Source organism: Paenibacillus sp. FSL H3-0469, from assembly GCF_038051945.1.
Taxonomy (GTDB): Bacteria; Bacillota; Bacilli; order Paenibacillales; family Paenibacillaceae; genus Paenibacillus_AQ.
The window spans coordinates 3782823-3809602 of the sequence record NZ_CP150302.1 but is presented as its reverse complement, the minus strand read 5'-3'; the positions used below and the strand labels follow the sequence as shown (position 1 = coordinate 3809602).

Genomic DNA, 26780 nt, shown 5'->3' with positions numbered 1-26780 from the left:
CAAGGACACAGGACTGAAGACACAGATAAGCCCATAATTGAATCTAATAGAGTATAGGGAGCGAACACAATGTCCTGGAAAGACCCATGGAACCGCAGCCGCGAGCGGAGCAAGGAAGCGGGCTTCACCTTGATCGAGGTGCTGGCCGCCATCGTCATTTTGTCGATAGTGTCCCTGGTGCTGACTTCTTATTTTACCAATGCCATGACCTATTCCAAGTCCAACCAGAACAAGACGATCATGGTCAATCTGGCGCGGAACGCTTTGTTTTATATGGAGAAGCAGGATTTTGATAAGACGGTGGAGTTTTTCAGAGATACAACAGAAAGACTTTCTGCTGATGTTTGCAAGATTGGAGACTGTGGTGATGCTATCAGTGATGAGGGAGCCGCTTACCGTAAGGCGTTTAACACGGAAACCCTGTCTCATGTACTACACCCCAAAGTAAATGGAACGGATTACAGTATTGATGTTATTTATCAAAAGGGGCTAGATGTAAATACAGGTGAAAATGATTTACGAAACTACTTGCTTCCAGTCAAGGTAGTGGTTACCCGTGATTCCGGGGGAAGCCTATCAGCACCCGTAGAGGTGGAGGGATATATCAGCAATGAAGAGATTCGCTAATACAGCTGAGCGCGAGAATGGTTTTACTCTAATTGAACTGATCGCTGCCATCAGTCTATTTGCCATTGTGGCCGGAATCATTGGCTCCGTGACTACGTTTGGTTTCCGAAGCTATCATAAAATTACGGTGGAAAATAGATTGCGTGATGAAGCTGATCTTGTGATGTCTTCAATTATTACACAGCTATATACCTATGGACCTGAGGAAATTCAGAGTACGAATTCAGGAATTATGCTATTGAGAACTGATAGTGATCCGCTGCGTATTCAGGTTGACGGCGATGATATTCAAATTGGGGACTCAAGGATTGGTCCGGGAAGCACGGCGGCACTTCATTTGGACTCAGCATTAGCAGGGTCAACCATAGCAGTTACTAAGGTAGATGAGGATAGGTCCAATCTTAATGCATTATATGAATCCGGATTGGTGCGAATCCAGCTTAAGTTAAATTATAAAGGTGGAGCATCAGAGGAGGAGGAGCTACATGTGGATAGCCAATTCGGTTTCTAAAGGCAAGGCTTTGATTCTTAAGCTGAAAAGTCTCTCACGAGAGGATGGAAACAGAGTTGGAGTACAGCAGTTTCGTTCCGAGAGTGGCTCCGCCCTGGTTCTGGTAATGTTCATCGTGCTGTTGCTTACGATTCTTGGGATGGGGGTACTTAGTGCGACTGTTGGTGGAGCTGTACGGACAGAGACCAGGGAGAATGATGTGCAAAGTCTTCATTTGGCGCAAAAGGGCCTGGATGAGGCCACCGCGTTTATCCAGGCCAAGCTGTCCCCAATTACGGATATTAATCCTGACAAGCTAGAGAATATTCTAAGCGGGTTAGACAAGAAAGGTCTTAATGTATCTACAGAGCTTGGCGTTAACAGCAGTGGCATGATTGATTACATTGAGTATAAAGATAAGAAATTCGATAGTCAGCTAAGACAATACTATATTGATGTGGAGGCTTCAGCACTGGTAAATGGAGTGCAACGTACACTGCAGCAGAGAATTACGATCGACACCTACCCTGATTTTTTGAAATATGCCTTTGGTTCTGAGCAGAACGTCTATCTGAATGGGGCTCCAGTGCTGAAAGGTAATATTTATGCAGGTAATAAGCTGGTTATCTCTAACAGGGCAGATTATAAGTATCTGGGTGATCCCGGGCTAAAAAAATCAACAATGTTTCCGCAGATACAGCCTAATGGAATAGATGCTGCGAATCTGGGAGAAGTCTTTGTTCAGTCCCTTAAGGACATTGAATACCATGTGTTTGATTCCTCAGGAAACGGGGGAGAGGCCAAAATATTGGCTGATAGCTCCGATATGAAACAAACCGTTAAGGATATCATGGGGATTAGTTTGGACAAGATTAAAATTAAAGAGCAGAAAAAGTTTGTGCAAATTAATGTAGAGGAGTCCTTTATTGATAAGCTCGTTGAAGCCACATCGCCTTCAAATGACAATGCCGCTGAGGCATTGAGGAAACAACTTAACCAAAAAAGTACAGGTGAGCTAACCGAGTGGCTTCAGACAGGGAGTCTTATTAATGCCAAGACAGTAACTTCTCCTCCCGAGAAACCTGCACAAGATGAAGAAGAGAGCGATCAAGATTATCTGGCAAGGCTTGATCAGTATGAGAGGGAGCTTCTTGCGTATCACCAATCCTTCATGAACCTGAATCAATCCTTTCGGGTTAACGGTAATCTCACTATTGAGGGGAATGACTTCTACGGCCTGACTTTTGAAGAGACAGCTAAAAGGGGTGCCGTTCCAAAATGGATTGTGATAGACGGCAACCTAGATATTACAAATAATAAAGCTGACTTCGATCCACTATATATAAAAGCAAACATTCTAGTCACGGGTGATGTAAAGATTAAAGGCAACGTGTCCTTCGATTCTACGATGCTTGTGCTGGGACGAACTACAGTGGAGGATGCTGTAATTAGCGGCTTAGGAACGGGTACTGATAAGAAGGAATTAGTGCTGATCTCCAAGGGACCGGTGCTGGTAAACCGGATTGATGCCTTTTCCAATGCAGATCCAGATGAAATGAATGCATTTTTTTATACAGATGCTGAAGCTAAACTTTATGGGGTAGGTTCAATATTTTGGTTGAAAGGCGGATTTTTCTCAAAAGGAGATTTGACAGTGAATGCGGTGTTGGGCAATACATCTGAACCGCCTGACGCAGTACTTCCCAGCCAGTTGATCTTCTCGGAACCCCAAGTTACAGAGCCAAGAGCAAGGGAACGTTTTCGGGTGATTTACAATCACAGGGTTTACACCGATCAGCAATCCAGTCTGCCACGGGTCCGCAAAGTGAATATAGCTGTCAGTCCGATGAGGCTGATAAGTGTACCTCCCAGAGCTTCTGATACGAATCCAACAAATTGATGAAGAGAGTTAGCTGATATAAGACAAAATAAGACCTTCTCATCCGTTCTGTAACGATCGGAGCTAAGAAGGTCTTTTTATTTGACATAAGATCTTTACCCAAAGTTGATTAGTAGAGGTCTCCCTCATTAAGGTTTGCTTCACGTTTTTTTACAATCACTTCGATATTTGCTTTAACCTCAGTTGTTCCAGGAGGGGCGTAGGTGACTGTCACCGTCACTGTACCTTTTTTGTTCCCCGTGATTGATCCTGTGTGGATGTTGGCAAACGAGGCAACAGCAGGGTCACTGCTAGTCCAAGTTAAGTCATTCAGAATCGATGCCAAGGAAAAGGTGCGTGGTATTGTCCATAGCAGATCCGCCAGATTAAAGGCAGGATCACCGACATATATGGTGTGGCTGAACTGGCTGAATTCGAGACTAATAAGACCGGTAATATTTACAGCATAAGGCAGACTGGTGATCCCGCTAGTTTTGTCTTGTACTATAACCTGAACCGTATGGTTAGGAACATCTTTTGCTACCAGTTGACATTGGTTCGTTCCGGGAATGGGCTTCAGCTCAGCATATTGGCTATCGTTCGGATTGAGGAAGCTCCACTCCAAGGATGTCTCGTCTGCATTTACTGGTGTTAGAATTGCCGTAAGAGTAAGAGAACCTTTGGTTGGTATCGAGTTCCCGGTGCCCGAAATGGTCAGTGCCTCAAGCGGAGTTTTCACGGTTATGATTTTGCTGGAAGAAACATGATCAGCCTTGTCGCTGGAGACGTAGACTTGAACCTTGTACTTTCCGGATACAGGTGCATTAAATGTAGCATTCTCAGCGGTAGCCTGGATATAGCTACTCACATCTTTGCCGTTTACATCAAAAACCTTCCAGCTATAGGTAATTTGCTTCTCCAGGATTGTGTTATAAATGGCTATAAGCCCGACATTGGAATCAGGTCTGACCGGACTATCTCCGCCTTCAATCCTCAGGCTGCGGTTCTTGACGGTAATTATAGCTTTTCCTGTCACTCCACTTCCGTCTGTAGCTGCAGCTGTAATTTCAACGGAACCTGTTCTATTACCGGTAATATCTCCGCTTATGGGATCAATGGACACAATTGAAGGATTGGCTGAACTCCAGCTTAATACCTTATTAGTCGCATCCGCTGGTGAAATTTCTGAAGGAACAATCCGCAAAGGGTTATCATTCAGCAGGATATCTGTTGGCGGCAGCGTAATTTTCTCAACCCAGATTGCCGCATGCAGTTTTAACTCTGGTGAAAATACCGCCGTGCCAGGGACAGGGACATCATTAACCGGGATTGTTCCGCTAAAAGGTGAGTACAATAAGGTCGTCATCTTCGTAACGGAACCTGCGATTACCTGACCCGTGAGCTCTCCATTATCAAAACTGACAGTAGCATTTGGAGCCAAGAATGTTCCTTTCAGGGTATAGTGCAATTCCAATGATTTAGCACTTGGGAAATTGTAAATAACATGGGCGGCATCGACTCCGCTGAGATTAGTGTTGAGTGCCATTTTGACAATATCACTGTCTGAGCCAGTGTTGACTAAGACAGTAGAGCCTGATGGGACAGAGATATTTAAGCTCGAAGCGGAAGCAACCATAGCAGCCGGAACGGTAAATACAAATAGTTTGGCATCACCCGTGCCTGTTAGTTTAATTGTGCCATACGCGGATTCTACTGATCCATTATTGGTCAGTTTACCGAGTCGGGCTGAGAGACTCGTCATCCGGTCCCGAAGCGAAGCGAAGTCAACAGGTGAGCCCTTCACAACCTTTCCTCTGATAGACTGGGTGTCTGCAGCACCGCTGTAATAATAAGTACCGCTGTACACTGCATTACCGTTGATAGTGATATTGTTGTTATAGTACAAGCTTCCGCCTACTACTAGAGCATTCTGAGAATAATCGCCGTTAGCGTTATCCCCGTAAATAGTGGCACCCCCGCTAATATTGCGGAAATCGACATCGCCGCTTACAGCCACCCGTCCTTTAATAGAGAGATTATTGATCGTAGCAGCTGTTTGATTATTGATAACAATGAGATTATAATCCATTCCGGTTCCAAGAAGTGAATCGTTAGCTGTAGCATGAATTTCATCATATTGCAGAGTAGCTGAATTCAATGTGAAGTCCCCGCCTTTTTGCGGAGATACTGTAATTGAGAAAGTAACCTCCTGGCCTGGAGCGGGAACAAATGTCTTAATGCCGTTTGTTCCAGTCTGGAGGGTATAACGGATATCATTTAATTTTTTTGTAATGCTATAGCCGGATTCTACCGTGCCTGTTTGGTTAATCGGTGAGGATGATCCAACAATCTCCAGCCCGGATGGAAGATTGTTTTTAAAAATAACATTAGAAATAATCTGGCTGTCGCCGACATTTTCCGTAATCTGGGCTTGGGAGAATGGGATCGGTTTTGGAGTGATTGTATAGGTAACAGCAACCTGTTCCCCCCTTACAATGTGGCCATCAATAATATTTGCGGGTAAGGATTGTGTTGCTATCAGACTGGAGGTGGCCGGTTTGATCGTTACGTTAACCGTTTTGGTTGCCAGCGCACCATGACTGTCCCAGGCTTTAATTTCAATCTGAAGATCTCCGCCATTCGGAAGCGGATTAGTAAAGGAGCGGCTGATGGTCCGTCCAGACTGAAGGTTCAAATCATTAACCCCGATATTATCTATGTAATTCCCTCCCGTTTTAAAGCGAATGGAGGTTTTCAGGCTGCGGTCATTCAGATCAAAATCTCTTACGCTGTAATCTACCAGTAATTCATTGGCATAGGACGGGATGACACTGCTATCAGCAGGGGAGTTCACTGTGATCTCTGGTGCATGGTTAGCCCCGGCAAAAGCCCTGTACATGGTATTGACGAAAAGCCTTTGTTCCCAGTCCGGAAATTTGATATTACTATTAATATCTCCTTTCTTGCTATGTCCTGTACCAGAGAAAGTAATGCTTCCTACAGAGTAGGTGTAAAAGTGGTTATAGCTGTCGTCAACATCCCGCTGAGTTTTCCCAGACTCACTCTTTATGTTATACCAAGGTACTACATCGGCCCGTTCCAGATCCAGCATGAAAAATTGATCATGTGTATCAGCAACAGGGTAGTAGGTATTGTTTGCATTATTGAGGTTAAAAGGATATTGCGTTAGTAAGCCGTTATTGACTGGAACAACCTTGGAGGATGTATTTACTGCATTTCCCCCGAGATAAGTTCTTATAGTCTGTCCAACGGGTATCCGGAAATAATCACCCCAGAAATTTGAATCGTTCGGGTCATCAATGAAAATCGTATCATGGGTGAGCATGATGCTTTGTTTTGTCGTATTAGCGAAATCATAGACTGCTTGGGCAGCCTCTTTTGAAAGCATTGGATTGGTTACCCGGTCATACATATCCTGAAAACCGAAGACGATCATATCATAAACACCGTTCAGACCACGCTGTGGATCCTTGGCATGCTCAGTGATATAAGTATTAAACCTGTCGACGTTCATCGTAGAAATAGAAAGCTGATAGTTGCTGGTATCCAAGTAATTCTGATTCATGTTAAGACTATTGCGGAGCGAGCTGTCAGAACGGCCTGAGGGCATGACCTGAAGAACATTGATGACCGGCTTAATGCCAGTATAGCGAATGATGTCCCTATCAAAGGATTTGAGGTTGGTTGAGGTATCAGTGACCTCCAGTTTCCAGTAAAGCAGTCCGGTATAAGTATCAGGTAGTGTGTATTGGAGCGTTCCTTCAGTTGAGTTCAGCTCAAGTGAGGCAACCACATGCTCTTCTGTCATAGGAATGGAAGAATCCATATTCATATACAATCGAACCCTGGCAGGGGTGGCAGCAATATTAGGGACATTATCAAGTTTAATTGCGAATGTTATGGTGTCGCCTGGTCCATAAGTCTCATTAGGATTAGCCAGGTAACTCTTGATCTTTGATTTATTAGAAATTGTAAGCAGCGGACGCCGAATTAGGCCAGTTATTGTTGGTGCAGTACGGGTCTTAATTGCGGTTATCAGGCTGCTGCGGGTAGTATCTGTGAGAAATATGACATTACTCTTTGCACCCATAGAGGAACGGTAGATATTAAAAGAGGCATAGAGTTTCCCTTGAAGATTCTTATCTTTATCCTGAGCTGCAAAGGTATCCTCTTGAAAGTATACATAAAGCCCTTTATTGATATAGTAATCGATAATTTCTTGTGCCTTCAGACCCGTGATATCATTCTGGACAGCGAGCGTATTATGGGCTTTATCCCGGTCGGTATCTTTAGTGTTCACAGTGCTTGCAACCAATTGCTTATTGAAGCTTCCGCGGCCTATGTAAATTGCATCGTACTTTCCATCCCAGTCCTCACGCAGTGACACGAACTTTTTCATGGTCATAGTCTCTACGTTGACATTAGAAAGTCTCTTGATTTCTTCCAGTTCACTGCCGCCTGAACTTAGACTGCTACTAGTTGGATCAGTGACCTCAAGAATGCTTATCGGATAGTTATTATTGGAGGCCTCCACATCTGGACTGAACACCTGAACTAGTACAACTAGCATTACTATCAATGCAAAAGCCCCAGAAAAAAAGACCAACTTTCTCCGTCTAAACATTTCCTTCATCATCAATTCCTCCGTTTATCGAAAAAATAGATTGAATAGTGTATTTCATATGTCAAAATTGCATTTTTTCCCTAAAATTATTGTAAGATCACCTATAATATGCTATATATCATTCTAGGATAAATTTCACAGATAGGCAATGAGGGAGTGTGTAAATATACCCCTATATTTGAGTCTTTAGAATTATATTTTAAAGTTGATTATCTAAATTTTTATTATAAAAATTTAAAATGGGTACTTTGATTCACATATGAACCGATAATCTACATAATCCACATGGCATGGAGATGAGCTGCGGTTGGCAATCATAAAAAAGAGATTGGGAGATTTGCTGGTAGAGAACGGAATTATATCAGAGGAACAGCTTCAGGAGGCGCTGATAGACCAGCGCAAGACCAAACGTAAACTAGGTGACCTGCTGATTTCACAAGGATACATTACAGAGCAGCAATTGATTGAGGTGTTGGAATTCCAGTTGGGTATCCCTCATGTCAGTTTGCATAAATACCATATTGACCCGGCGATTACACAGATTATTCCGGAAAGTATGGCCAAGCGGTATCAGGTTCTCCCTTTCTTGAAAGAGGGGGGGAAGCTAATGGTAGCTATGGCAGATCCGCTGGATTATTTCGCAATTGAGGATTTGCGGATGAGCACGGGATTCCGGATTGAACCGGCCATTTCTACCAGAGACGAATTGCAGCGTGCTATTGCCCGGCACTATGGTATGCGCGACTCTATGAACCAGATGCTGATTGAGCTGCCGACACAGGAGGAGATTACGGAGACAGAAATTACGGACGAGGATTCTCCCATTGTCCGGCTTGTTAATCAGATGATCCAACAGGCGGTTCAATTGCGGGCGTCCGACATACATGTCGATCCCGGCGAGAATAACCTGCTTATCCGCTACCGGATTGATGGGACGCTTCGTACCGAGCGGCTGATTCCCAAGCAGATGCAGGGATTTATTACAGCCCGACTCAAAATCATGGCACGGCTGAATATTGCGGAACGCCGCCTTCCCCAGGATGGCCGTATCAAAATGCAATTCGACTACAAGATGATCGACATTCGTGTGTCGTCATTGCCGACGATGCATGGGGAGAAAATTGTACTGCGGCTGCTGGATCTCAGTACAGGTATCAAGGCAGTGGATACGCTGGGGTTCAGTGAAGGCAATGCAGCCACATTCAAGGAAATGATTGGCCGCCCATATGGAATCATGCTCATTACAGGGCCTACAGGCAGCGGAAAGACTACGACACTGTATTCCGCGCTCAGCCAACTGAATCAGGAGACGGTTAACATTATCACGGTTGAAGATCCTGTGGAGTACCAGCTTGAAGGAATTAATCAGGTACATGTTAATCCAGCTATTGGCCTTACATTCGCAGCGGGATTGCGCTCTATACTCCGTCAAGACCCCAATATTGTCATGGTAGGGGAGATACGGGACACCGAAACAGCTGAAATTGCGGTCCGAGCTTCACTGACAGGACACTTGGTACTGTCAACATTACATACTAACGATGCTGTAAGCAGCATATCCCGGCTTCGTGATATGGGTGTCGAGCCCTATCTGATTGCGTCGTCATTGATCGGTGTCGTTGCCCAGCGGCTGGTGCGCAAAATTTGCACAGACTGTAAGGAGACCTATAAGCCATCCCAGCAGGAAGCGATTATGCTTGAACGCTACGGACTCCGAACGGATATCCTTCACCGGGGAAGCGGCTGTGGAAGCTGCAACTCTACCGGATATCGGGGCAGGCTTGCCATCCATGAGGTTTTGACTATTGATGATCATATGCGGCAATTGGTTACCGACTCCGCTTCGGTAGAAGAACTGCGCTCCGCTGCCAAAGTAGGCGGACTGGTCCAACTGATGGAAGATGGTCTGCTTAAAGTATCGCAGGGGATGACCACTCTGCAGGAAGTGCTGCGGGAGACAGTATCCCATTAATGATTAGGGGGAGACATATTGCCAGTTTCAACTAGAACGATAATACAGCTTCTGCACTTGGCTCACTCCTCCAGAGCGTCTGATTTGCATATCTCCGTAGGCTCACCTCCTGTGCTGCGGATTGACGGCAGGCTAGAGAATGTGGAGGGAGCACTCATTGGTCCCGGCGAGGCTGAAGAGATGGCCCTTGACCTGCTCGGTCCCGAGAGAGAAGCTGAATTCCGGGCGGCGGGTGAGTATGATTTCTCTTACCCGCTAGAAGGCGGAGTCCGGTTCCGAGTGAACGTATACCGTCAGCGAGGGGGGATCAGTATTGCTGCCCGGAGTATTCCGGCAGATATTCCGACCCTGGAGAAGCTGGCGCTTCCGCCGATACTTTCATCACTGGCGCTGAAGCCACAGGGGCTGATTCTGGTAACTGGCCCGACAGGGAGCGGCAAGTCCTCTACATTAGCAGCAATGATCCATCATATTAACAGCCGTGAACGTAAACATATTGTTACGCTGGAAGATCCGATTGAATTTTTACATAGCCATGGGACCTGCATTATCGATCAGCGAGAGATTGGCAGCGACACTGCCAGTTTCCCAACCGGCCTTAGGGCGGCGCTCAGGCAAGATCCCGATGTCATCCTTCTTGGAGAAATGCGCGATTTGGAGACGATATCGGCAGCGGTAACCGCAGCTGAAACCGGCCACCTGGTCATGGCAACCCTGCACACCTCAGACGCACCGCAGACAATTGACCGGATTATCGATGCATTTCCCGGACATCAGCAGAACCAAATCCGCTTGCAGCTGGCTTCCGTATTGCTGGCAGTAGTCTCCCAGCGCTTGTTCCCCCGCTCTCAAGGTCAGGGGCGAATCAGTGTAACTGAGATTCTGATTAATACGCCTGCAGTCGGGAATATGATACGGAGCGAGAAGACACATCAGATCAAGAATATCATGCAGACGGGTAAAGCTCAGGGGATGCATACGCTGGAGATGAACATCCGTGAATGCCTGGCTAGAGGGCTAATTGATACATCGGCAGCTAAAACCTATCTTGCGGGGGGGAGTTCCGATGCCTCAATTTGAATATCAGGTTAAGACTTCGGCGGGCAAACAGCTCAAAGGTAAGCTTACGGCACAAGATAAGTCCACTGCCATGGAGGAACTCCGCAAGCGGGGACTTACTGTTTTCTCACTGAATGAGCAGAAAAACTCTATCCTGTCGATGGAGATTTATATCGGTAATCCGGTGAAAACCATTCATTTCATTATTTATTGCCGCCAGTTCGCCACGTTAATCCGTGCAGGTGTGTCTATCGTTGATGCGACCCGAATTCTGGCGGAGCAGACAGACAGCAAGCCGCTGGCCAAAGCGCTGCAGGACGTCAGTTCCAGTCTTTTGCGGGGAATAGCTTTCTCACAAGCTATACAGGATCACAAAAAGATATTCCCGCATTTGTTCGTGAGTATGGTAAGGGCGGGTGAGGAAACCGGGGACCTTGAAGGAACGCTGGAACGGCTGGCAATGTATTTTGAGAAACAGCATACCACCACAGAGAAAATTAAATCTGCGCTGATGTATCCGATCACCGTTGGCGTTATGGCGGTGGCCGCTGTTATCTATCTGCTGTGGGCTATCGTTCCGCAGTTCGTAACTATGTTCGAGTCGATGAATGCAGAGCTTCCGGCTATCACCAAGATGGTACTTGTGCTTAGTAAGAGCATACAAGGGCAATGGTATTTTTGGCTGATCGGTCTGATTGTGATCATAGTAGCCTTTCAGATAACGAAGCGTACAGAGAAGGGGGCCTACGCATTGGATTATGCCAAGCTGAAGGTGCCTGTGTTCGGGAAGCTTAATCAGAAGGGCTCTATTGCGCAGTTCACCAGAACCTTCTCTTCGCTGTATGCCAGTTCAGTGCCGATCCTGCAATCGCTGGCGATTGTTGAAGAAATTGCGGGCAACAAGGTAATTGGAAAGTACATTCGCAGCGCAGGAGACTCACTCAGACAAGGAAAGCCTCTGTCGGAACCTTTGAAAAAAGCCTGGGTCTTTCCGCCGCTGGTCACACAGATGATCGCCATAGGCGAAGAGACGGGTGCGCTCGACCAGATGTTGTCCAAGATAGCAGATTTCTATGAGATGGATGTGGAAAACACTGTTGACCGGCTGAAGTCTTTACTTGAGCCGTTATTGATAGCTTTCCTGGCGGGAGTAGTCGGCGTGATTGTAGCAGCCATTATGCTGCCAATGTTCAGTATCTATAGCAATATGTGATGACATCTTTGAGAGGGGTGACGCCGGGCGGGGGCAGATAGCCTTCGTACTGACGAATGCAGATACAACGAATTCAAGCACTCATCCAGACCTTTAAAAATACATTTTAGGAGGAAATCAAATGTTAGCAAATGCAATCAAGAAGAGATTGAGTAAAGAGGAAGGCCAGAAGGGCTTTACGCTGATCGAATTATTGGCAGTTATCGTTATCTTGGGGATTATTGCGGTTATTGCGATTCCTTTGATCGGGAATGTTATTTCGGATACAAAAAAAGACTCTGACGTAGCTACAGCCCGGCAAATTTATGATGCGGCGAGACTTTACATCGCTGGTGAAAAAGATGGTAAGTTCGTTGATACTTCTGGTGTAAATGTTACTATTGCTGAAATGCAGAGAGAAGGGTATTTGGATACTGACTTGAGTCTTCCAAGTTCAAAAGCCACTATTAAGGGCGGTGTTGTTATTTTCACTGACAAAGGCCAGTTAGATTCAGTTCAAATAGCGCCAAAGCCGCTTGGTTCTGCTGATCAACCATCTGTTCCCACTACTGGAACTAGTAAGGAGGCTGGAGGTAGCTATACAGCTTCAGAGGTCTTAAAGTCAAGTCCAGCTACACCGGCGCCAACACCAAATTCTTAAAGATTATTTGAGTAATCAACGATATCTTACTTAATTATCTAGGAATCGGATCATTCCGGTTCCTTTTTTACAAATCACTTTACACAAAAGGAATGGACTATGACCATCGTTATCGCTGTATATATCACGCTGCTCGGGCTAATATTAGGCTCCTTCTATAACGTTGTCGCTCTGCGTGTGCCAGCGGGAGAATCGCTCAATCATCCTCCTTCGCACTGCACCGGTTGTGGAACACGCCTGAAGCCGCGGGATTTGGTACCGGTACTCAGTTGGTTGGCAAACGGTGGTAAATGCAGGCATTGCGGTGCCAAAGTATCCATGCTGTACCCGCTAGGTGAGCTTGCGACCGGACTGCTGTTCTTGTGGTCCTATCTGGAGTTCGGCGTAACTGTTAAAGGTGTGACGGCGATTGTATTATCAAGTGTGGCTGTTATTGTAACGGTGGCTGATCTCAAATATATGCTGATACCGAATAAAATCCTGCTATTTTTCACACCATTCCTGCTAGTGCTCACTCTATTGAATGTTGATGGATCGATATGGTTATTCTTTCTAGGTGCTGCTGTTGGAGGAGCGATCATTCTACCCTTTGCCTGGTTCGGCGGAATGGGTATGGGTGATTTCAAGCTATTCTCATTGCTGGGACTGGCCATAGGGTTCCCTAATGTGCTGTTGGCCTTCTTCGCAGCATGTCTATTAGGTACACTGGTTGGCGGTACACTCCAATTGACGGGTATCGTTAAGCGCGGGCAGCCCGTTCCCTTTGGTCCTTGGCTTGCTCTGGGAGGATTACTTGCTTACGGTTACGGTTCAGAGATTATCGGCGGGTATCTCTCGCTTATTCATTAGGAGGCTTATGGCTTATGCTTGGACTTCAGAACCCGGTGGCCGGTCTTGCGATTGAGCAGACGGGAATCCGCTATATCAGCTTTAAGAACAAAAAGTTATGGGAAGTACGTAAGAAGCGCTATCTTCCGCTCCCGCCAGGATTAATTGTTGAGAATCAGGTAGCCGATCGTGAAGCTCTCTTGGAAACTGTCAAGCACTGGGTGAAGGTTGAGAGACTGCGCGGTAAACGGGTCTCGCTGTCGATTCCGCCATCACAGATCATCATCCGTAAAATGAGTATTCCCAGCACGAATCCGAAGCAGGTAGAGCAGCTTGTGAAGCTGGAGGTGGAGACGGGACTGCATCTGCCCTTTGAAAGCCCTGTTTATGATTATGTCACAATTGATGTAGATGAGGAGAACAGTCATCTCCTGGTGTTCGCTGCTCCCCGTAAGCCGATTCAAGACTATATTGATGTGCTTGAAGGAGCGGGTCTGCGGGTTGCTACTGTGGAGATTGCGGCAACAGCACTTGCCCGTAGCTTGAGTATTGGCCGCAAGGCAGAGTTTGAGGATACGATGCTTATTAATATCGAGCAGAATGTTCTTGACGTATATATGTTCCGCAGCGGTAATCCGGTGTTCATCCGAACCATTAATCAAATGGATTTGAACAGCGGAGTACAGCCCACTGTACAAGCTGGGATAGAATATATGAGAGAAGTTGCGGCAACGTCAGCTAGCCTGGCCGGGGGATTGCTTGCGCCTGGGCGGATGCTGGAGATCACCGCTGAAATATCGCGCATGCTGAACTTTTATCAATACAGTCTTCATGACGGAAGCACGAGAATTCAAAATGTCCTGATTACAGGCCCTCTACAGATTCGCAACCAGCTGCTCGAGGAACTGCAACAATCCTTGACGGAGCTTGAGGTTACAACTATCGGACTGGAAGATGTCACGGGTGACAGTGCTCCTGATCCTGAGCTGAATGATTATCGTGTAGCCGCCGGGGCAGCCCTGCAGGATAGTAATACCCTTGCCGTTAACCTGCTGCCGCGGGAAGACCGGGAGGCCATTCTTTTCCCATATGTTGCTGTTGCTCTTGTTGGAATATGGCTGGTCGGTGTGGTAGGAGTCGGTATATTCTTTGCAACAAATAAAGGGCAGATTACAGAGAATGAGCAACAAATTCAGGGTGCCCAGGACCGCTCATTGATGCTTCAAAGCGAACTCGCCAAGATAAATGGAGTGTCCGGAACACTGAACAGAAAGGCTGCAGTGGATGAAATTCTTGCATATAGAACAATTATTGTACCTGTATTGAATGAGCTATCTTCGGGGTTGCCGCAGGATAGCTTACTGCGAAGTATAAACTATACGTACCATGATTCCATTGATCTCACGTTAAGAGTGCCGAGTATGGAAGCTTCCTCTATTTATTTGGCCAATCTGCGCAAAATGTCTTTCACCAAGGGAGCCGAAATTCAGAAGCTGACAGAAGGGGATACCACCGTACAGTCCGGTTCGGTCTCAGGATATGGTACGTATACTGCGGTTTACCATGTGAGCTTACTAAAAACAAAGACTAACGATACAGCAGCTGGAATAGACCAACAGGCAGCGTCAGGGGAGGGGGATGGCAGTGGAACAAATTAATAAATACAGGTCCCCTATTACATTGGGCGTTCTAATCCTGTTTTTGTTGCTGTTCGCCTTCTTCATGCTTGGTCTACAGCCTACCAGCCGAACTGTCAAAGATCAGGAATCGGAGCTCAGCCAGTTGAATGAACAGAATAGTCTGCTTGAGAGCAAAATTAATGAACGCAAGAACGACACCTCACAGCAAGCCGAAGAGGCTGCACTGCTCACCCAGCTTCCGAAAGGCGACAACAGTGAACAAATGATTCTGGATCTGCGCTCTATCGGATCAGTATCCGGGGCGAAGCTAAAGGATGTCAATTTCAGTATAGGCCAAGAGAATCCGATTCAGACCATGACAGGTTCAGGTACGGCGGTATATCCTGCGGTCAAGCCGCTGACTATGACGGCTGTAGTCGAGGGGGATTATTCGAGTATCAGCAAATGGCTGCTTGCGCTGCAACAGCTGCCCCGCGTAGTGAATGTCGATACATTAACATTTCAGCGGTCCTCGGACGGCGGGGGTGCAGGAGGTTCTTCTAAAATTATAACGGCGAACGTTTCGTTTACAGCCTATTTTGAAGATGCCATTGATCCTGAAACTGAAGATCAGGCACTTGCAGCCGGCAATTCCACTCAGGTATCCATAAGCGGAAATAAATAACAGTTGATAACTATAGAGCTCTGCCCCCGACTACACGGGAGCAGAGTTTTTTTACGCTTTTCCCCCATTATCCGTTTATACCCCAGGGTGGTTTGGGTATTACAGCTTACGGGCTATCGTAAGTTATATAGTACTTATCGCAGCAGTTGAAGAGAAGCAGTGGTCAAACTACCCAACAGGAATATGAGGAGGCGTTCATGATGAACAAAAAATGGATGATCGGTTCACTGGCATTATCACTGGGTCTTGTCTCTGCAGGGGGCGGAGCGCTTGCGGCTTCGCCGGTGGCAAGCATTGAGGGCGTTAGAACGGTTGCGGCGTCTGCACCGGGCAAGGAAGGGCCGGCTACCATTAACAACCTCACGGAACGGAGCGTTGTTCCGCTGGTGGTTCATGCCAAGAAGCTATACACGTATGCCAGCCGGGGAGGCAATGTATTCAGCCCGGAGCTGTTCACTTATAAAACAGTGGAGTACCGCTATCTGTCGAGCGATCTGGGCACGAAGCAGCAGCTGATGAGCTACATCAAGAAGGGCTTCACGCATAATGCGGCCGCCTTCTATGCACAGACACAGTTCCTGGAGCATGAGGGCAGAATGGCACAGGTCAATTCTGATCTGGGCAACTCGCTTGATTTCACCAGAGCGACTGCACGGATGGTCTCCAAGACTGCACAGGCGGCAGTGTTCGAGCTTACTGTACCTGCGGAAGGACCGAACGGGTCTTCCGAAGTAGTAACAGTGAAGCTGAAGAAGGTGAACGGCTACTGGAGAATTGATATGTCGCCGGATACCCTTTTCTAAGCAACAGAGGCTTCAGGCTCAGTCCAGCACTTCATAAAAATAACGGCTGTGCCGACCTTGTCACAAGGTGAGCACAGCCGTTTCTGTTTGCCGTACATTCAGGGGGAATAGACGTTACCGCACCTTCACTCCGTCCTCGACGAGCTGTCTGCGCGGGGATTCGGGCTGATCGGACTTGCTCATCCCGCCGCGGTTGATGGCGATGACACGTTTCTGGGCGTAATAGGTATCGCGGGAAAGCAGATTTCTTTCTACAGCTTTACCATCCACATGGCGGGTAATGTAAGTTTCAACTACATAACCGGTTTTACCGGCAAGCAGTACCCGGGTTCCGCCCTTGGGGAGCGAGGCATCGCTCACATATTTATCCGTGGGGGGCAGCACCTCGACGGTCCTGGATTCAATGGAATAGGTGACGTTCTTCGGGAACGTGCCGAACAGCTTGATGGTCAGCGTACGCCCCTGGACTTCGGATTTGATGATCAGATATTTGCCGGTATTGTTGCGGAAGCGGAAATTAATATATCCCTCGGCAAAAGTGGCGTCCTGCCCCTTGGGCAGATAGCTGACCGGAAGCGAGTGGTTGCGCCGTTCTACAATCTCAAGGCCCGAGCGAAGCGCGGCATTATACAGGGTGCTGGAGACCTGGCAGATCCCCCCGCCGGTGCCGGGCTGGAGCTTGCCGTTCACGATGACCGGGGCTTCGCGGAAGCCGTATTCGGTCTGGGCCTTCTGGATCGCTTTTCCGTAATCAAAAACCGCATTCGGCGGCAGCACCGTGCCGTTCACGGCTTTGGCGGCGGCCTCTACATTGAAGCTGCGCCCGGGGCCGCTGGCCCCGAGGGAGGTGCTGAACTGGACGATTTTGCGGTCAATGCCCTGATCCTTGAGTGACTGTAGCGTGATCTTCGGCTGCTTGACGGCAAGGGGGATCTCCAGCTGAATCTGCTGATCTCGAAGCTTACCGTCAGCAGCCAACCGGGTGGGCACCGCCGCCTGCATCGCAAGCTCCAGCGCTTGCCAGTCCACCTCGTAGGAGGAGGTGCCCGGCGTATATACGACCCGGTCATCTCCGGTGATCTGCCGGACCGCATCGACCGGAACGCCGAAGGCTTCTTTTTCCCACTCGGGATTCAAGAGACTCTTAAGCTGCGAAGTCTGCAACTGAATGTCCATATTCCAGCTGCCGGGCCAGTTGCGCCGGGCTTGTACCCGCTCCATCAGCGTGCCGTCCGTCAGTGTCTTCAGCGCCTGAAGGAAATCCCCGGCTTCATAGGTCACGCCTGCCTGCTTAAGGGTAACCTGTAGTCCGGCGTTATTTTTTGCCTTCAGCATGAGTGGAGTAGCTTCCAGCGCCTGAAGTCTTGCATCCATTCCGGCCGCTACGTCAGCAATGTTCATTCCGCCTACCTCCCAGCCTGCGATAGCGGTGTTTGCGGGCAGGGTGGGCTGGCTGCCGTACAGATGAAGCCCTCCGGCAGCCAGCGAACCGGCCAGCATCAGACCGAAACCCGCGATGAGAGCGGCGTGTATTTTTTTCATAAGTAATCTCTCCTTCTATGGGGCGAAACCTGATGTTTTTATGTATATGTAAGGATTCGGTAAAACTTTCGGGTACTCAAGGGGTTATGGATTTGTTACAATAGATACGCCTGCGATAATCATGCAGTTTATGGAAGCTCCCCCGGCCCAGTGGCCCGGCGGAAGATGTCAGAATCGGGAAGTGAGAAAATGATTGAGATGCAGGATGTATGGAAGACCTATGCTAACGGGACCCATGCATTGCAAGGAATATCCGTCAAAATCGACCGTAATGAGTTCGTCTACATTGTCGGACCGTCCGGCGCAGGGAAATCAACGTTCATGAAATTAATTTATAGAGAAGAAACGCCAACCAAAGGACAGATCTCTGTAGGCGGGTTCAATATCGGCAAGCTGAAGCCCCGTAAGATCCCATATGTGCGCCGCAATATCGGTGTGGTCTTTCAGGATTTCCGGCTGCTGCCGAAGATGACGGCGTATGAGAATGTGGCTTTTGCGATGGATGTTATTGAGGCGCCGAAGAAGATTATCAAGAAGCGTGTGAATGAAGTGCTCGATCTGGTGGGACTGCGCAGCAAGGCGGGGCGTGAGCCCTCACAGCTCTCAGGGGGAGAGCAGCAGCGGATCGCGATTGCCAGAGCTATCGTCAACAATCCTTCCGTTATTATTGCGGACGAGCCTACCGGCAATCTGGACCCGGAGACCTCGTGGGGCATTATGCAGCTGCTGGATGAGATTAATTTCCGCGGCACCACGATCGTTATGGCGACCCACAACCGGGATATTGTGAACAAAATGCGTAAACGGGTGCTTGCGATTGAGAATGGAACGATCGTCAGAGACCAATTGAGAGGGGAATACGGTTATGAGTTTTAAAACCTTCTTGCGGCATTTGCGGGAAGGCTTCAAAAACGTATTCCGCAACGGCTGGATGTCGGTGGCGTCCATCACTTCCATCGTTGTCTCTCTCTTCGTACTCGGAGTGTTCATCCTGCTGGTGCTCAACGTCAATCAAATTGCGGACAAAGCAGACAGCCAGGTGCAGATCAATGTGCATCTGACGCTGAATACGGACCAGAAGATGCGGGAGAAGCTGGAAAACGAAATCGGCAATATGCCGGAAGTCAGCAAGGTGGAGTTCGTCTCCAAAGAACAGGGCTTGAAGGAATTCCGTGAAGATATGGGGCCGGATGCCGCCGAGCTCCTGGAAGGCTTCGATGAAGATAATAATCCGCTGCCGGACAAGCTGCTCGTCGAAGTCATTGAGCCGACCACGGTTCCGTTTGTAGCGGAGAAGATAGAAGCACTGAACAAGACGCATGAAGAGCAGCCGATCTACAAGGTGAACTACGGTAAAGGCTCTGTAGAGACTTTATTCAAGGTGACCAAGGCGGTGCGGAATATCGGGTTTATTTTTGTAGCGGGACTGGCGCTGATGTCGATGTTCCTGATCTCGAATACCATCCGGGTAACGATTCTGGCCCGCCGCAAGGAAATCGGCATTATGAAGCTCGTGGGCGCGACGAATTATTTCATCCGCTGGCCTTTTTTTATCGAAGGCGCTCTGATCGGATTGATTGGTTCAGTGGTAACCTCTGGTGCGCTCTACGCCGGTTACAGCAGTCTGGTGGCTTCCGTGAAGGGAGATCCGATGCTGGGGCTTCAACTGATTCCATTCGAAAATATCTGGTTGCTGCTGTGCGGTCTGCTGGTGGGCCTCGGTGTACTGATTGGCGTATGGGGCAGCACGGTGTCGATCCGCAAGTTCTTGAAGGTATAGCCTGTATGATTCACATCTTTGAACAAAGGACGGAGAGTGCAAGTTGAAAAGAATAGCTGCCGGAATGGCCGTTATATTGCTGGCTGTCACAATGTTCGGGCCCTCTGACGGATATGCGAAGAAAACAAGTGTTGCCGAAATCGATAAGCAGCTGAAGCAGCTGCAGCAGGAGGTCCAGGCGGCGAAGGCGGCGCAGGAGAAAGCGGACTCCCGTAATCAGGAAGCGAAGCACTATAAGAATAAGACCACACTGAATCTGGACTACGTGCTGGGGCAGATTGCCCAGGTGAAGGGTGAGATGACCACGATATCCGGCAAAATTGCCAGCACGGAGAAGTCGCTTACCGTGACGGCAACGGAGCTGGATGAGGCGGAGGCGCGTGTTGCCTCCCGCGAAAAGCTGCTGGAATCCCGTGTCCGTCTGATGTACACGGATGGCGCAGTCTCCTATCTGGATGTGTTGCTGTCCTCAACCAGCTTCTCCGACTTCCTGGACCGGGCCGATTCCCTGAAGATGATCGTGGATCAGGATCAGGATCTGCTGGTGCAGCATAAGCTGGACAAGCAGACGGTAATTACCAAGAAGCAGGAGCTGGAAGGGCAATATGCCACGGCGAAGCAGCTGTATACCGATCTGGAAGCCCAGCGCAGTATGCTGAAGGAGAAGGAAGCGGAGAAGCAGGAGCTCATCGCGTATTACGATGAGGAGATTCAGAATTCGGAGGTCCTCTCCGCCGAACAGGATGCCAAGCTGGTAGAACTGGCCAGCAGCCGCTCCGCGCTGGAAGCGCAGAAGGACAAGATTAAGGCGGAGGAAGCGGCGCGCAGAGCGGCGGCAGCGAAGGCTGAGGCGCAGCGCCGGGCGGCGTTAGCCGCAGCCAAGGCGGCGGAGAAGGCGAAAGCCTCCAAATCTTCCGGCGGCGACAGCTCCTCCGTTGCGAGTGTAGAGGAATATTCCGGCGGAGATGGTCCTTATCTCCGGCCGGTGGGCTACGCGCGGATCTCCTCTCCTTTTGGCTACCGGACCCATCCGGTGACGCATGAGGTCGGCAAGCTGCATACCGGTATGGACTTCGCAGTGCCGCAGGGTACGAGTATTCACGCGGCGGATTCCGGTACGGTTGTGTTAGCGCAGTGGTATAGCGGCTATGGTTATTGTGTCATTATTGACCATGGCGGCGGGGTATGGACGCTGTACGGTCACATCCGCGAAGGCGGTATCAAGGTGAGCCAGGGACAACGGGTGGAGCGCGGGCAGAAGATTGCGGAATCCGGCTCAACGGGACGTTCTACCGGCCCGCATCTGCATTTTGAGGTGCGGATCAACGGGAAACCGGTAAATCCTATGCCTTATCTGTAAGCGCGCTTAGCGGATAAATTTTAAGTTTGGCTGAACTGATAAATATATTTTCATGCTGCGGCATATACTGGAAGAGATGCCGTTTCTCATGGAACGGGCCCATGCTGGTGTTAAGATGGACAAGAAGGGACGGTGGGAACATCATGTTAAAGAAAAGCACTGCGGCCTTTATGATCGTCGCGGCACTGCTGTGCGGCAGTCTGCTGACCCTGGGCGTGACCGGTTATGTGCAGGTATTCGGACAAGCCGCAGGTGAAGGGCTGGCGACGGTCCTGCAGACTGCCGGACTACAGGAGAAGGAATCGAAGAAGCTGGGTACCGCTCTTAGCCTGATCGAGAGCAATTATTATGAGAAGGTCGACCGGGAGAAGCTGATTGACGGTGCGGTCAACGGAATGATGGAAGCACTGGGCGACCCGTATTCAAACTACATGGGCAAGGAGACGGCACAGCGGTTCGAGGAGAGCATTGAAGGCTCCTTCTCGGGGATTGGCGCTGAAGTCTCCTCCGATAACGGCAAGGTCGTTGTAGTCTCCCCTATCAAGGGCTCACCGGCAGAGAAGGCCGGCATTCAAGCCAAGGATGTGATCCTCACCGTTAATGGTGAATCGCTGGAAGGGTTGGAGTTGAATGCGGCTGTAGCCAAAATCCGCGGTCCCAAGGGCAGCAAGGCTACCCTGAAGGTCCAGCGGACCGGAACAGCAGAGCCGCTGCAATTCGTCATCACCCGTGATGATGTCAGACTGGAGACGGTCTATGCGAAGATGGAGAAGGAGCATGTCGGTGTGATCGAGGTTACGCAGTTCTCACAGAACACCTCGGAGCGGTTCAAGGAAGAGCTGACGAAGCTGGAGAAGCAAGGCATGAAGGGACTCGTTATTGATGTCCGCAATGACCCGGGCGGTGTGCTGCCAGTCGTCATTGAGATGGTTGAGCAGTTCGTACCTTCCGGCAAAGCCATTGTACAGGTGGAAGACAAGAACAAGCGGCGCGAGATCAGCACCTCTAAGGGATCGAGCAAGAAGTATCCGGTAGTCGTGCTGATGAACAAAGGCAGCGCGAGTGCTTCGGAGATCATGGCCGGAGCCCTGCAGCAATCGGCCGGAGCCAAGCTGATCGGAGAGAATTCATTCGGCAAAGGGACCGTGCAGACCAGCTTCGAGGAGCAGCTCGGTGACGGAAGCCTGCTGAAGATTACGATTGCCAAGTGGCTTACGCCTGACGGCACCTGGATTCACGGCAAGGGCATTAAGCCGGATATCGCCGTAGCCCAGCCCGATTACTTCTCGGTGGCGCCGATTAACAAGAGCGTTACGCTGCAATATAATATGAACAATGCAGATGTCAAAAGTGCACAGACCATGCTAGACGGGCTAGGCTACAAGCCGGGCCGCAAGGACGGCTACTTCGATGCCGGGACCAAAGAAGCGGTCAAGAAATTCCAGAGCGCAGCCAAGCTGAAGTCGACTGGCTCGATTGACGCCAAGACCGCTGAAGCGCTGGAGCTGGCGCTGATCAAGGTCATCCAAGATCCGGTGAATGACAATCAGCGGAATAAGGGGATCGAAGAAATTCAGAAGGAAATCAAGGCTGCAGCGTCGAAAAAGTAAGAAGGCTGATTTCAGCCTTCTTTTTTTCTTTACAAGAAAAGAATTTACATGCTTCGCGCTATAATTATCCTCTAGGCTATGAAAAGGAGTGTGCGAACCGTTGAATGTCTTCCCGGAGCTGCTGACCAGCTTAGGCACAGCAGTCCTTCATCTGCTGATGCAGCCCTATTACTATATCGCTATTGTATTTATTGCCCTGTATTACCGCAGGCAGGTGGTCCTGGAGCGGAAGCTTATTCATGTGAAGCTGCATAGCTGGGGACCGGAAACCTGGCGGACCGTCTGGACCGGCGGACTTATGGGGCTGCTTGTTTCCCTTGCCGCAGTTGCACTGGGAGTCTCAGTGACCTATACGGCTGTAGCCTGTATCTGGGTGGTCAGTCTTGTCTTAATGCTGTTTCGGGTGCGTTACTTATGCTTTGCGTATGCCATAGGCGCGCTTGGAATTGTGCAGTTTGTCCTGTCGTTCTTCCCGGGGACGCTACAGAGCGGAGTCGCCGGAACGGTTGCCGGTGCCGTGCGGACGATGGACATCCCCGCGCTGCTGGCGCTCGCCGCGCTGCTGCACGTGGCCGAGGCGCTGCTGGCGCGCTGGCAGGGGCCCCGGCTGGCGACGCCGCTGTTCCTTGCCGGCAAGCGCGGCAAGGTGGTGGGCGGCTACCAGTTGCAGGCCTTCTGGCCGCTGCCGCTGTTCGTGCTGATTCCCGCAGGTGCGGGAATCGGTGAATTGCCGTGGCATCCGCTGCTGGGCGGGGGCCTCGGCCTGGTCTCGCTGCCGGTCATCATCGGCTTTAGCGAGATGACCCAGGGCATGCTGCCCGGACGCAAGGCGGCCCGGACGTTCGGACGGCTGCTGGTCTACAGCGCCGTCCTGCTCGGCCTCAGCCTGCTTGCGGACCTATGGAGCCCGCTGACGGTGGTCGCGGCGCTCGCGGCTATTGCGCTGCACGAAGGGTTAAGCTGGTACAGCGCTCTGGAGGAGCGCAGCCTTAGCCCCGTCTTCGTGCATCCCCCGGCCGGCCGCAAGGTGCTGGCCGTGCTGCAGGGCAGCCCCGCGCAGGAGCTGGGCATCCTGCCCGGCGAGATCCTGCTGAAGGTCAACGGGGTCCTGTTGACCAGCGCGGCGCAGCTGCATGAGGCGCTGCGCATGAACCCCGCGTTCTGCAAGCTGGAGGTGCAGAACCGCGAAGGCGAGAGCAAGTATCTGCAGCGCGCGATCTATGCCGGGGACCATCATCAGCTCGGCATCATTCTGGTGCCGGACCCGGACGGGGGCATCACCGCAGAGACCAAGCCGTCCAGCATCTTCAGCATCATCGGGATGCGCACAGGCATCCGCCAGCGGGGCGTGCAGGGTGACCGGCTGGGCCGGACGAAGAAAACGCCGCCTGCAGAGGCTAAGCAGACCTCTCCGGCAGAGACCAAGCAGGAATCTGCCGGTGTCTGACGGCGTCTGATCGTAGATTACCAACGTAATTGGTTCCCCCAGCGGCTGCTGGCGCGGAAGGTTAAAGAGGCCCGTTCTTTCTGAACTAAGTTCAGAGAGAACGGGCCTTTTAAATTTATACCTGTTAAGGGAGTGGTGTGAGGCATATGGACCAAATGTAATCGAAAAACCGACCACATTCGGACGGAGTGGATCGCACTTAGCACCGGAATTCCAATGTACCCGTAGCCCGTAACACTTTAGAAGGATCCTGCGAAATGTGCAACAATGCGATCCATATAAGCGGCCCGTGAGAGGAAACGCTCAGAATTGGCGAGAGATAGCATTTCTGTGGCTCAAGGGTTCACCCGCTCTGTCTTCAGGTACAGAATCGCAATCTGTGTCCGGTCGCGTACGCCGAGCTTACTGAGGATGTCGGTAATATAGTTTTTGACGGTGCCTTCGCTCAGGAACAGCTTGGCGGCGATTTCCTTGTTAGTGAGTCCCTCTGCAATGGAGGTAACGACTGCCTGCTCGGACTTGGTCAGGCCATAGGAAGCAAGCGGTTGAGCCGACTCGGAGGCTTCCTGACGCGCGGATGGCTGGAGGAAGCCGGCCAGCTTACGGGCGATCTCGGGATGAATGAGCATATTGCCCTCATGTACGGTCTTGATGCCTTGAATGATCCGGTCCGGCGGGATGTTCTTGAGCAGATATCCGCTGGCTCCAGCGCGCAGAGCCTCAATAATATACTCGTCATCATCGAAGGTCGTCAGCATCAGGACGGCTACTGCCGGATAAGTTTTTTTGATCAGCCGTGCACCTTCCACCCCATCACAGCCCGGCATACGGATGTCCATAAGTACAACATCCGCTCCGCCGGGCAGCTCCCCGAGCAAGGACAGAGCCTCCCGTCCATCGCCTGCGGTTCCAGCCACTTCGATACCGGCATCCATCCCGATCAACACCTTCAAGCTCTCGCGGATAAAAGAATCATCGTCAACAATCAATACTCTAATCATGGTTCAGCACCTCTTATCTGTGAATATTCTCCCGCTGCCCGTCCCGGCGAACTTGATGAGTGTATGCGAACTCTCAGGTAAGCTCCATCTCTTGCTACAGTACGAGCGAATAGTAGGACAGCAGATCAGTTTGTTGATGTTCTAGCATGGGAAAATAGTTGGATTTACAACACTTGCTGATTAGCAAATGCCCTCTCTGGGGACAACAGTTGGACAAACGACACTTAATTACTCCCAATTCGTCCGTCAGCATCACAACCAGCAACAGCAGATGCAGTTTTTCCAACCAATTTCCCAAAATCATCGGAACCTGTGAAATTAAGATGCGTTTTTCCACTTGCTTCTGGCAGAGGGGGAGCAGCCGCCCCCTTCCCCTACTCCCCGTTCAGCGCAGCACTCTCTCCGGCTGCCGATACACCGGCAGCCGGGTAACAACCGTGAACTGCGGCTCCAGCCGCAGCTCCAGCGTCCCGCCCACCATGGAGCAGCGCTCGCTCATGCCCTTCATGCCCATCCCGCTGCTGCCCGGCAGACGGCTCAGCGGTTCAGCTTCGGGCAGCTTCCCGTTATTGCCGGTCTCCATCCGCACCTCATGCTCCGTATAGGTGATCTCCACCCATACGGAGCTGGCCTGCCCGTGCCGCAGTGCATTGGTGATGGCCTCCCGGGCATTGGTGTACAGCACAACCTGAAGGCTCGGATAGAGCGGATAAGGAATCCCTTGCACCGTATAGGAGGTGGCAATGCCGGTATCGCGGCCCACTTCTTCCAGCAGCCGGTCCAGCGCATAGGCACCTTCTGACTGCGGAGTAGGGTTAATCTGCTTCAGTGCCGCACGCATATCGTCCATACTGCCCGAGAGCTGATCCCGGATCTGGTTCATCATCTGCAGTCCCGTTTCGGGTGCGGCAGGGAGGGTGTGGATGGCCGCTTCAGTCATCATCTTGACCCGGATCAGCCGGTGGCCGATGTCATCATGCAGCTGGCGGGCAATCCGTATCCGTTCCTCGGCCTGCGCGGCCACCTCTATGTGCGAGGTGAACTGGAGCAGCCTTGCGCGTGCTTCTTCCAGCTCGAAATGCTTTTTGCGCAGCTCATCATAGAGGAATAAGGTATCGGCACGCCCGCGCCCTGTCCGGAGCAGCAGCAGGTTCAGGCCGGCACCCAGCAGGAAGGTAAGGTTCGTGAACACAAGCACTGCCGGAGCCGCATTCAGCAGGGCAGCATTCAGCAGGGCTAGATGAATACAGAAGAAGGTAAGGGCTGTATTCTTGGGCTGCCGCCGGGTATAGGAGATCACCGCAGACAAGGCCGGAAAAACCATCAGCGGCCCGTATTCATAACAAAGCCAGGCAGTGAGGACCAGCTCCATGCCTCCGGTCAGTGCGGCGAGAGATCCGGAAGTCCTTGCACCCAGTGTGACCAGCAGCATCAGCAGCATGAAATGCAGAGTGAACCTGTCATAGTCGGCGAATTCATAGACTTGAATCGAGAAGATCGCCGGGATGATCAGCAGGCTATAGCGCAGCAGTATCAGTTCTCTGGTCAAGTAGGCTCATCCTTTTAGATAAAATATCGCT

20 protein-coding genes are annotated in these 26780 nt (G+C 50.3%); 16 read left to right on the top strand and 4 right to left on the bottom strand.

Annotated features, from left to right (window positions below; genetic code table 11):
- Positions 1-69 precede the first annotated feature (69 nt).
- Genes NSS83_RS16715 through NSS83_RS16705 form a run of 3 tightly spaced genes read left to right on the top strand, consistent with a single transcriptional unit; the run spans position 70 to position 3017 of the window.
- On the top strand, positions 70-627 hold the full coding sequence (locus NSS83_RS16715; protein WP_341183650.1) for a type II secretion system protein: 558 nt from the start codon (positions 70-72) through the stop codon (positions 625-627).
- Positions 611-1138 (top strand): prepilin-type N-terminal cleavage/methylation domain-containing protein, encoded by a 528-nt coding sequence (locus NSS83_RS16710; RefSeq protein ID WP_341183651.1) that lies wholly within the window; start codon positions 611-613, stop codon positions 1136-1138. The genes NSS83_RS16715 and NSS83_RS16710 overlap by 17 nt, the downstream gene beginning before the upstream one ends.
- The gene (locus tag NSS83_RS16705; RefSeq protein WP_341183652.1) at positions 1113-3017 is read left to right on the top strand and encodes a hypothetical protein; all 1905 of its coding nucleotides are present in this window, start codon (positions 1113-1115) and stop codon (positions 3015-3017) included. Before NSS83_RS16710 ends, NSS83_RS16705 begins: the two co-directional genes overlap by 26 nt.
- Positions 3018-3126: 109 nt before the next feature.
- Here the strand turns inward: NSS83_RS16705 and NSS83_RS16700 are convergent, their stop codons facing one another.
- Positions 3127-7653, bottom strand: coding sequence for a DUF5057 domain-containing protein (locus NSS83_RS16700; protein ID WP_341183653.1), 4527 nt, complete (start codon positions 7651-7653; stop codon positions 3127-3129).
- Between the two features lie 295 nt (positions 7654-7948).
- On the opposite strand from NSS83_RS16700, the gene NSS83_RS16695 reads away from it, so the two are divergent.
- The 8 genes from NSS83_RS16695 (at position 7949) to NSS83_RS16660 (ending at position 16460) form a co-directional block, all read left to right on the top strand.
- Positions 7949-9613 carry an ATPase, T2SS/T4P/T4SS family gene (locus tag NSS83_RS16695; protein WP_341183654.1) on the top strand — a complete coding sequence of 555 codons (1665 nt, stop codon included), beginning with the start codon at positions 7949-7951 and terminating at the stop codon, positions 9611-9613.
- 18 nt (positions 9614-9631) lie between these two features.
- Positions 9632-10693 carry a type IV pilus twitching motility protein PilT gene (locus NSS83_RS16690; RefSeq protein WP_341183655.1) on the top strand — a complete coding sequence of 354 codons (1062 nt, stop codon included), beginning with the start codon at positions 9632-9634 and terminating at the stop codon, positions 10691-10693.
- Positions 10680-11885 (top strand): type II secretion system F family protein, encoded by a 1206-nt coding sequence (locus NSS83_RS16685; RefSeq protein ID WP_341183656.1) that lies wholly within the window; start codon positions 10680-10682, stop codon positions 11883-11885. Before NSS83_RS16690 ends, NSS83_RS16685 begins: the two co-directional genes overlap by 14 nt.
- Before the next feature lie 121 nt (positions 11886-12006).
- A complete protein-coding gene (locus tag NSS83_RS16680) occupies positions 12007-12525 on the top strand; it encodes a type II secretion system protein (protein WP_341183657.1) in 519 nt (172 codons plus the stop codon).
- Positions 12526-12624: 99 nt separating this feature from the next.
- Positions 12625-13374 (top strand): prepilin peptidase, encoded by a 750-nt coding sequence (locus NSS83_RS16675; protein WP_341183658.1) that lies wholly within the window; start codon positions 12625-12627, stop codon positions 13372-13374.
- 14 nt (positions 13375-13388) lie between these two features.
- Entirely contained in the window at positions 13389-15011 is a 1623-nt protein-coding gene (pilM, locus tag NSS83_RS16670; RefSeq protein WP_341183659.1) for a pilus assembly protein PilM, read from the top strand.
- A complete protein-coding gene (gene pilO, locus NSS83_RS16665; protein WP_341183660.1) occupies positions 14998-15657 on the top strand; it encodes a type 4a pilus biogenesis protein PilO in 660 nt (219 codons plus the stop codon). The genes pilM and pilO overlap by 14 nt, the downstream gene beginning before the upstream one ends.
- A gap of 197 nt (positions 15658-15854) precedes the next feature.
- Entirely contained in the window at positions 15855-16460 is a 606-nt protein-coding gene (locus tag NSS83_RS16660; protein WP_341183661.1) for a DL-endopeptidase inhibitor IseA family protein, read from the top strand.
- Positions 16461-16574: 114 nt separating this feature from the next.
- On the opposite strand, the gene NSS83_RS16655 is transcribed toward NSS83_RS16660, so the two are convergent.
- The gene (locus tag NSS83_RS16655) at positions 16575-18002 is read right to left on the bottom strand and encodes a VanW family protein (RefSeq protein ID WP_341348672.1); all 1428 of its coding nucleotides are present in this window, start codon (positions 18000-18002) and stop codon (positions 16575-16577) included.
- A 189-nt stretch (positions 18003-18191) separates the two neighbouring features.
- Between NSS83_RS16655 and ftsE the strand changes: the two genes are divergently transcribed.
- From ftsE to NSS83_RS16630, 5 genes are all read left to right on the top strand, one after another.
- Positions 18192-18878: a cell division ATP-binding protein FtsE gene (gene ftsE, locus NSS83_RS16650; RefSeq protein WP_036721184.1), complete on the top strand. Its 687-nt coding sequence runs from the start codon at positions 18192-18194 to the stop codon at positions 18876-18878.
- Positions 18868-19782, top strand: a complete 915-nt coding sequence (gene ftsX / locus NSS83_RS16645) for a permease-like cell division protein FtsX (protein WP_076080079.1) — start codon at positions 18868-18870, stop codon at positions 19780-19782. Before ftsE ends, ftsX begins: the two co-directional genes overlap by 11 nt.
- Before the next feature lie 43 nt (positions 19783-19825).
- The gene (locus NSS83_RS16640) at positions 19826-21142 is read left to right on the top strand and encodes a peptidoglycan DD-metalloendopeptidase family protein (protein WP_341348671.1); all 1317 of its coding nucleotides are present in this window, start codon (positions 19826-19828) and stop codon (positions 21140-21142) included.
- Positions 21143-21285: 143 nt separating this feature from the next.
- Entirely contained in the window at positions 21286-22752 is a 1467-nt protein-coding gene (locus NSS83_RS16635) for a S41 family peptidase (protein WP_341348670.1), read from the top strand.
- A gap of 157 nt (positions 22753-22909) precedes the next feature.
- Positions 22910-24199 carry a PDZ domain-containing protein gene (locus NSS83_RS16630; RefSeq protein WP_341348738.1) on the top strand — a complete coding sequence of 430 codons (1290 nt, stop codon included), beginning with the start codon at positions 22910-22912 and terminating at the stop codon, positions 24197-24199.
- 335 nt (positions 24200-24534) lie between these two features.
- Here the strand turns inward: NSS83_RS16630 and NSS83_RS16625 are convergent, their stop codons facing one another.
- Together NSS83_RS16625 and NSS83_RS16620 are read right to left on the bottom strand one after the other, a co-directional pair.
- Positions 24535-25200 (bottom strand): response regulator transcription factor, encoded by a 666-nt coding sequence (locus NSS83_RS16625; RefSeq protein WP_341183666.1) that lies wholly within the window; start codon positions 25198-25200, stop codon positions 24535-24537.
- A 385-nt stretch (positions 25201-25585) separates the two neighbouring features.
- Positions 25586-26749, bottom strand: coding sequence for a sensor histidine kinase (locus NSS83_RS16620; protein ID WP_341348669.1), 1164 nt, complete (start codon positions 26747-26749; stop codon positions 25586-25588).
- Positions 26750-26780 lie beyond the last annotated feature (31 nt).